The sequence below is a fragment of the Streptomyces murinus genome (assembly GCF_002154555.1).
In the GTDB taxonomy this organism is placed as follows: domain Bacteria; phylum Actinomycetota; class Actinomycetes; order Streptomycetales; family Streptomycetaceae; genus Streptomyces; species Streptomyces murinus.
Map to the genome: position 1 here is coordinate 1 of NZ_MUNF01000165.1, position 6,715 is coordinate 6,715.

At 72.4% G+C, this 6,715-nt stretch carries 6 protein-coding genes and 1 pseudogene; 4 read left to right on the forward strand and 3 right to left on the reverse strand.

Going from position 1 to position 6,715, the window contains the following annotated elements:
- Positions 1-642: pseudogene (locus CCN72_RS12360) on the reverse strand (molybdopterin-dependent oxidoreductase); the annotation flags it as partial.
- 113 nt (positions 643-755) lie between these two features.
- Here CCN72_RS12360 and CCN72_RS12365 point away from each other — a divergent pair.
- Positions 756-2,138, forward strand: coding sequence for a hypothetical protein (locus tag CCN72_RS12365; RefSeq protein WP_425276140.1), 1,383 nt, complete (start codon positions 756-758; stop codon positions 2,136-2,138).
- A 124-nt stretch (positions 2,139-2,262) separates the two neighbouring features.
- The gene (locus CCN72_RS12370; RefSeq protein ID WP_086807574.1) at positions 2,263-2,958 is read left to right on the forward strand and encodes a dienelactone hydrolase family protein; all 696 of its coding nucleotides are present in this window, start codon (positions 2,263-2,265) and stop codon (positions 2,956-2,958) included.
- A gap of 92 nt (positions 2,959-3,050) precedes the next feature.
- On the opposite strand, the gene CCN72_RS12375 is transcribed toward CCN72_RS12370, so the two are convergent.
- Positions 3,051-3,437: a DUF2267 domain-containing protein gene (locus CCN72_RS12375; protein ID WP_086807570.1), complete on the reverse strand. Its 387-nt coding sequence runs from the start codon at positions 3,435-3,437 to the stop codon at positions 3,051-3,053.
- Positions 3,438-3,468: 31 nt separating this feature from the next.
- Entirely contained in the window at positions 3,469-4,338 is an 870-nt protein-coding gene (locus CCN72_RS12380) for an MBL fold metallo-hydrolase (RefSeq protein WP_086807571.1), read from the reverse strand.
- Positions 4,339-4,535: 197 nt separating this feature from the next.
- Between CCN72_RS12380 and CCN72_RS12385 the strand changes: the two genes are divergently transcribed.
- Both CCN72_RS12385 and CCN72_RS12390 read left to right on the forward strand, forming a co-directional pair.
- Positions 4,536-5,735, forward strand: a complete 1,200-nt coding sequence (locus tag CCN72_RS12385) for a glycosyltransferase family protein (RefSeq protein ID WP_086807572.1) — start codon at positions 4,536-4,538, stop codon at positions 5,733-5,735.
- Between the two features lie 183 nt (positions 5,736-5,918).
- Positions 5,919-6,715, forward strand: a 797-nt coding sequence (locus CCN72_RS12390) for a cytochrome c oxidase subunit I (protein WP_208637986.1), incomplete at its 3' end; no start/stop codon positions are given.

A 6,715-nucleotide genomic window follows, 5' to 3' on the forward strand; every position in this document is an offset into this window, starting at 1 on the left:
GGTCGGCCGATCGGGGCGTGGGGGGACCAGGGTGTCCGCCTCGGGGGTGACACCCTCCTCGGGTTCGTCGCGCAGCCGCCGGCGCACGGTGCGCAGCGCGGTGGGCGTCTTCAGTACGGCATGGGCGACGAAGGCGGCGAAGAACACCCAGGCGCCGTAGAAGTGCAGCGGGTAGAAGGAACCCGGAAAGATGTAGTCCAGCTGGATGTTGAGCACACCGGTGGTGAACTCGAACAGGCCGCCGCCGACCAGCAGCAACAGGGAGATCCGTTCCAGCGCGTGGGCGACGGAGCGCGCCGGGGGCAGGGCGAACAGCCTCGGCACCACCGACCACAGCTTGGCCAGCAGGACGGGGATCAGGGTGATGCCCAGGGTGACATGGACGCCCTGGGTGAGGCGGTACAGCCACACCGGGTCGGTGGGCCACGCGAAGAGATAGAAGCCCAGGAGCCCCTTGTCCGGGGTCGTGTCATTGACCCGGGACAGACCCGGGTTGTAGGCGGCGTACGACACCAGGCCGGTCACGAACAGCACGGTGATGCCGACGAGGAGGACGAGGCCGAGCACCGAGGTGAACCACGGGCCGCGCAGAGGACTGCGCCAGAAACCCGGTGAGGTGGGGAGGCGGTCTTGGTCACGCATGTCCTGACCGTAAGCCGCGAGACGTCCGGGACAGGCGGTACGACTGGTGACGAAACCCTGACGTCCGGCCCGGACGGCGGCCCGGAACCGCCCGCCCGGCCTAGCGTCTTGGTGTGACCCGTTCTCCCCACCGAGACCTCGCCCCCGGCCGTGCCGCGGATTGCGCCGGCGCCTCCCGCGCCGCCCGCCGCGATCTGTACGCCGCCGCTGCCGCCGCCCTGCTCGTGACCGCGGCGGTCCTGGTCGGCCGCCACATCCAGGAGACCCACCGCACCCTGTTCGTGCACTGGCCCCCGGTGTTCGCCGACTGGGACCCGCACCTCGGCCCCGGCACCCCCGCCGCACTGGCCGTGGCCGCGGCGACCGTGATCCACGGGCCCGTGCTCGCGGCCCGGCTGCCCTGGCGCGGGCTGCTCACGGCGGCCTGGGCGACCGCGCTGGCGTGGATCGGGTCACTGGCGCTGGTGGACGGCTGGCAGCGGGGCATCGCGGGCCGGCTGACCACCCGTGAGGAGTACCTCCGGGTGATCGGCCGGTTCCATGACATCCCGGCCGCGCTGCGCGACTTCACCCACCACATCGTCAGCGGCTCCCCGGATCCGTGGCCCGCCCATGTCGCGGGGCACCCCCCGGCGGCCACGCTGACCTTCGTCCTGCTCGACCGGATCGGGCTGCGGGGCGGCGGCTGGGCCGGGATGTTCTGTGTGGTCGTCGGCGCCAGCGGATGCGTGGCGGTGCTGATCGCGGTGCGCGCCCTGGCCGGGGAGGCGCTCGCGCGGCGGGCGGCGCCGTTCACGATGCTGGCCCCGGCCGCGGTGTGGCAGGGCGTCTCCGCCGACGGCTACTTCGCGGCGGTCGCCGCCTGGTCCGTGGCCCTGCTCGCCCTCGCCCTGACCCGCCCCTCCCCGTGGGCGGCGGCCGGCTCGGGCCTGCTGTTCGGACTGACCTGCTATCTCTCGTACGGCCTCACGCTCTTCGCCCTCGTCGGCGCCGCCGTGCTCTTCCTCGCCCGCCGCGAACTACGCGCCCGGCCCTTCCTGTTGCTGCCCCTGCTCGCCGGACTCGCGGTCTTTCCAGTGGTGTTCACGCTCGCCGGTTTCAACTGGTGGCACGGATACCAGCTCCTGACGATCCGCTACTACCAAGGCGTGGGCGGTATCCGCCCCTACGGCTACTGGGTGTGGGCCGATCTCGCGTGCGCCGCGCTGATCACCGGACCGGCCACGGCGGCGGGCCTGCGCCGCACCGGCGCCGTGCTCCTGCACCGCCGTACCGGCTCCCGGGCCGGGCTCGCCCTCCTCGTGTCGGCCGCGCTGCTCGCCCTGCTGGTGGCCGACCTGTCCGGCATGAGCAAGGCCGAGACCGAGCGGATCTGGCTGCCCTTCGCGCTGTGGCTGCTGCCCGCCTGCGCGCTGCTCCCCCGCCCCCGGCCCTGGCTCGCCGCCCAGGCGGTGCTCGCGCTGCTCCTCAATCATCTGCTGCTGACCGGCTGGTGACGGTGATCGGCGAAGGCCCCGGCTCTGCGGGTGCCGGGGGCCGGGTCCCGTGGGCATCATGGGAGGTGGGACATCCGGGCCGTAACGCTCGGCGGGAACGGCGCCCCGGGAAGGGTTGATGCCGATGATCTCCGAGATGGTTCTCGTCCGCATGGACGACGCCGCGCTCCACGGCGACCTCGTGGTCCAGGCATCCGCGCGTGCGGTGGTGCTCTTCGCGCACGGCAACGGCAGCTCCCGGCACAGCACCCGCAACCGGACCGTGGCCGCCGAGCTGCGCACGGCCGGGTACGGCACGCTGCTGCTCGATCTGCTCAGCGAGCGGGAGGAGCGGCACGACGCGCTGAACGCCGACCACCGCTTCGACATCCCGCTCCTGGCGCACCGGCTGGTGGGGGCGATCGACTGGCTCGCGGAACAGCCCGACACCCGGGGGACGCCGGTGGTGCTGTTCGGCGCGAGCACCGGTACCGCCGCCGCGCTGACGGCCGCCGCCGAGCGGCCCGAGCGCGTCCTGGCCGTGGTCTCCCGGGACGGGCGGCCCGATCTGGCGGGCGACGCGCTGGAGCAGGTCCAGGCACCGGTGCTGCTGGTCGTCGGCGGGCAGGACCACGAGATCCTACGGCTCAACCAGGACGCGGCCCGGCGGCTGCGGGCCCCGCACGCCCTGCATGTCGTACCCGACGCCACCCATCTCTTCGAGGATCCGCGCGCGCTGGCCCAGGTCTCCGCCGCGGCCCGGCGGTGGTGCGACGAGCGGCTGCGGGCCCTAGCGGAAGAGGAGGTGCGGGAGCGGGACCTGGAGACGCACGGACGGTGAGGCGGCCCCTGACTCGGCGCGCTCCCGAAGCCGGCCCCGGACTCGACGTGGCCTCGGACTCAGTCGGCCTCGAAGTCGACGCGGCCTCGGGCTCAGCCCGGCCCCGGCCTCCCGAACAGCTCCGCGTAGGTGACCGGCAACCGGGCCAGCAGATCGTCCAGCTCGCCACCGGAGACCGAGTCGGCGACGGTGGAGAGCACCGCGCCCGCGTCCCACTCCGCCGTGCGCGGCCGGGCGCCCGTCTGCTGGGCCACGCGCCGCAGGAACTCCTCCCGGCCGAAGGACTCGGCGCAGCCCCGGTCCCGGTGCAGGGCCTCGTCCAGCGGCGCGGGCAGCCGCGCCGCCAGCTCGTCGGCCTCCTCCGGGGTGATCCGGGTGGCCAGCGTCCACAGCACGGCCTCGCTGACGTGCTCGGCCTCCTCCTGGCTCCGGTACTCCCCGCGGTCCTGGACCCGGGTCAGAAACTCCGCCAGTCGCACGGTGACCTCCCGCTCTCGAACACCGCTCCTCTCACCACCGTACGGCCGCGAAGTCGACGGGACGCGGGCGCAGCGTCAGCGTGCGCTCGGTCAGGGCGCGCAGCCTGCGGGACATCTCGGCGGCGGGCAGACGCCTGCGGTCGCCGTGGCCCGGCAGCACCCACTCGAAGCGCAGCCGGTCCGCCGTACGCGCCAGGGAGGCGGCCAACTCCTCGATGGAGTACCAGGTCACGCTGTCCGCGACGGCGAGATCGCCAAGCGAGCGGGACCAGTAGAAGCTGTCGCCGGTGAAGCAGTACCGGTCGTCCGCGAGGTAGAGCACGCTGCCCCGGGTGTGGCCGGGCAGCGGGTGCACGGTGACGCCCGCGCCGATCTCCACCGGGTCGAGGCCCCGGATCACCTGGTCCGCGTCGGGCGCGGCGTCGAGGTCGCCCTCATGGATCCACAGCCGGGCGCCGAGGTGGTCGGCCCAGCGGCGGCCGTGGGCGGCGTGGTCGCGATGGGTGAGCAGGACGTCCGTGATCCGGCCGAGGGCCGTGTACCGGTCGGCGAGGGCGCGGCTCCAGCGGGGGGTGTCGATCATCATCTGGGTGCCGTCGGGCCGGCGCAGCAGATAGGCGTTGGCGGCCGCGGTGCGCGGCGAGTTGTGGCCGCACAGCAGCACGCCGTCGTCCAGGGCCAGGGGGAACGGGTCGAGCGTCTGGTCGGGCTGTCCGGTGGTGGGGCGGATCGAGCGGGTGTGGCAGGCGAAGACGGCCGCGTGCAGGCGCCGGTTCTCCTCTTCGGTCTCGGGCTGCCGCACGATCCGGGACGTGCCGTTCTCCTCGTCGATCAGGTCCGGCGCCAGTTGCCGGGCGACATCGCAGTTGGTGCAGCGGTCGTCGACGTACCAGCCGTCCACAAGGACTCCTTCCGAGGGTCGCGGCCCGGGGTGGAACCGCCCTTCCAGGATGACCCGCGCGAACCGGGACCGACAGGTGCGTATGGTCTTGTGTTTTCCCCGGTACGACGCTCTGACCAGCAGGTAAAACAAGACAGAAGTGACTTGATCGGCGTGGCCCCATTGCACGTACGTGCGGCTCCGCTCAAGGTCAGGGGGTGAGTACGTTCTCCCCGCGACACGGCGCTGCCCCCGCCCTCGAACGGCCCGGTCCGCCCCTGGAAGGGCGCGAGCGGCGGACCTGGCCACCCGGCGTCCAGCGGGCGCTCGTCCTCTTCGGCGGCGTCCGGCTGGCGGGGGCGGTCCTCGTCGTCGTGGTGAACCTGCTCACCGGCCGTTCGATACTCAAGGGCCTGGCCCACTCATGGGACTCCGTCTGGTACCTGCACATCGCCACGCACGGCTACGGCACCCGGGTGCACATCACGGACTCCGGCGCGGTGCAGACCGACTGGGCGTTCTTCCCCCTCTACCCGGGACTCGTCCGGGCCCTCGACTGGATCCCCCTGCTGACCCCGGGCGTGGCGGCGCTGCTGATCGCCTGGACCGCGACGGCGCTGGCCGCCATTGGCGTCTACGCGATCGGACACCGGCTGTACGGCCGCGCGGTCGCCACCGCGATGGTCGCCCTGTGGGCCGCGCTGCCGCACTCCGTCGTCCTCACCCTCGCCTACACCGAGCCCCTGTTCATCGCGCTCGCCGTCTGGTGCCTGTACGCGCTGCTGGACGAACGCTGGCTCGCGGCCGGCGCGCTCGCCGCGCTCGCGGGCCTGACCCGGCCGAACGGCTACGCCGCCGCCGCGGCCGTCCTCGGCGTGGCCTCCTTCGAGGTCGTACGGCACCGGGGGCGTGTGCCGCTCGGACTGTGGGCCGGCGCCCTGGCCGCCCCGCTCGGCTGGACGGCGTACCTGCTGCTGGTGGGGCATCGCACGGGGGCCCTGCTGCGCGGCTACTTCCAGGTGCAGAGCGCCTGGGAGTCGCGCTTCGACGGGGGCCTCGGCACCCTCCGCTTCCTTGCGACGGTGCCGCTCACCGACGGCGTCATCTACCCGGTGGCGCTGGTGGTCGTGGCGGTCGGCGTCCATCTGTTCGTCCGGCTGTGCCGGGAGCGCGTCCCCCTGGCACTGCTGCTGTACACCGCCGCGCTGCTGCTGCCGGTCGTGCTGGTCTCGGGCCCCTTCGAGTCCAAGCCGCGCTTCCTGCTGCCGGCGTTCCCACTGCTCATCCCCGCGGCACAGGCCCTGGTCCACCGGTGGCGCACCGACCCCGACGCCACCCGCAGGCTGTGCGGATACCTCACCGCCTTCTCGCTGCTCTACGGCACATATCTGGCGACCTTCGCCAACCACTCCCCCTGAGCGCCCGGCCCGCCCCGCCGCCCCGTTGCTCCGATCGGGGTGTCCGGATGCTCCGTTCGGGTGCGAGCGTCAGCCGTTCGGCCGCGTCCCGGCCGCCGAGGGGTCCGGCGGCCGACCCGGTGCCGCAAGGATGTCGGATGACTGACGTCGGCGAACCTGCGAGCGCCGGGAGGCGTACCAGCTGTGAGCATTCTGAACGAGCCCAAGGGGCCGGCCGACACCTACGACAGTGAGGTGCCGGTGCGGCGCAAGCAGCCCGGCAAAGTCGTGGTGAGCTGGCTGACGACCACCGATCACAAGACGATCGGCACGCTGTACCTGGCGACGTCGTTCGCGTTCTTCCTGATCGGCGGCCTCATGGCGCTCATCATGCGCGCCGAGCTGGCCCGCCCGGGGCTCCAGATCGTCTCCAAGGAGCAGTTCAACCAGCTGTTCACGATGCACGGCACCGTGATGCTGCTGATGTTCGCGACACCGCTGTTCGCCGGATTCACCAACTGGATCATGCCGCTCCAGATCGGCGCCCCCGATGTCGCCTTCCCGCGGCTGAACATGTTCGCCTACTGGCTGTACCTGCTCGGCTCGCTCATCGCGGTGGGCGGCTTCCTCACGCCGGACGGCGCGGCCGACTTCGGCTGGTTCTCCTACGCGCCCCTGCACAGCGAGGTGTTCTCGCCCAATGTCGGCTCCGACCTGTGGATCATGGGTCTGGCCATGTCCGGCTTCGGCACGATCCTCGGCTCGGTCAACTTCATCACCACGATCATCTGCATGCGCGCTCCGGGCATGACGATGTTCCGTATGCCGATCTTCGTGTGGAACGTGCTGCTGACCGGTGTGCTGGTCCTGCTGGCCTTCCCGGTGCTCGCCGCCGCGCTGTTCGCCCTGGAGGCGGACCGTAAATTCGGTGCGCATGTCTTCGACGCGGCAAACGGCGGCGCGTTGCTGTGGCAACACCTCTTCTGGTTCTTCGGCCATCC

Excerpts from the sequence above, each read along its gene's own strand:
- CCN72_RS12370 (WP_086807574.1), top strand. The coding sequence starts at position 2,263 with ATGATCTCCGAGATGGTTCTCGTCCGCATGGACGACGCCGCGCTCCAC.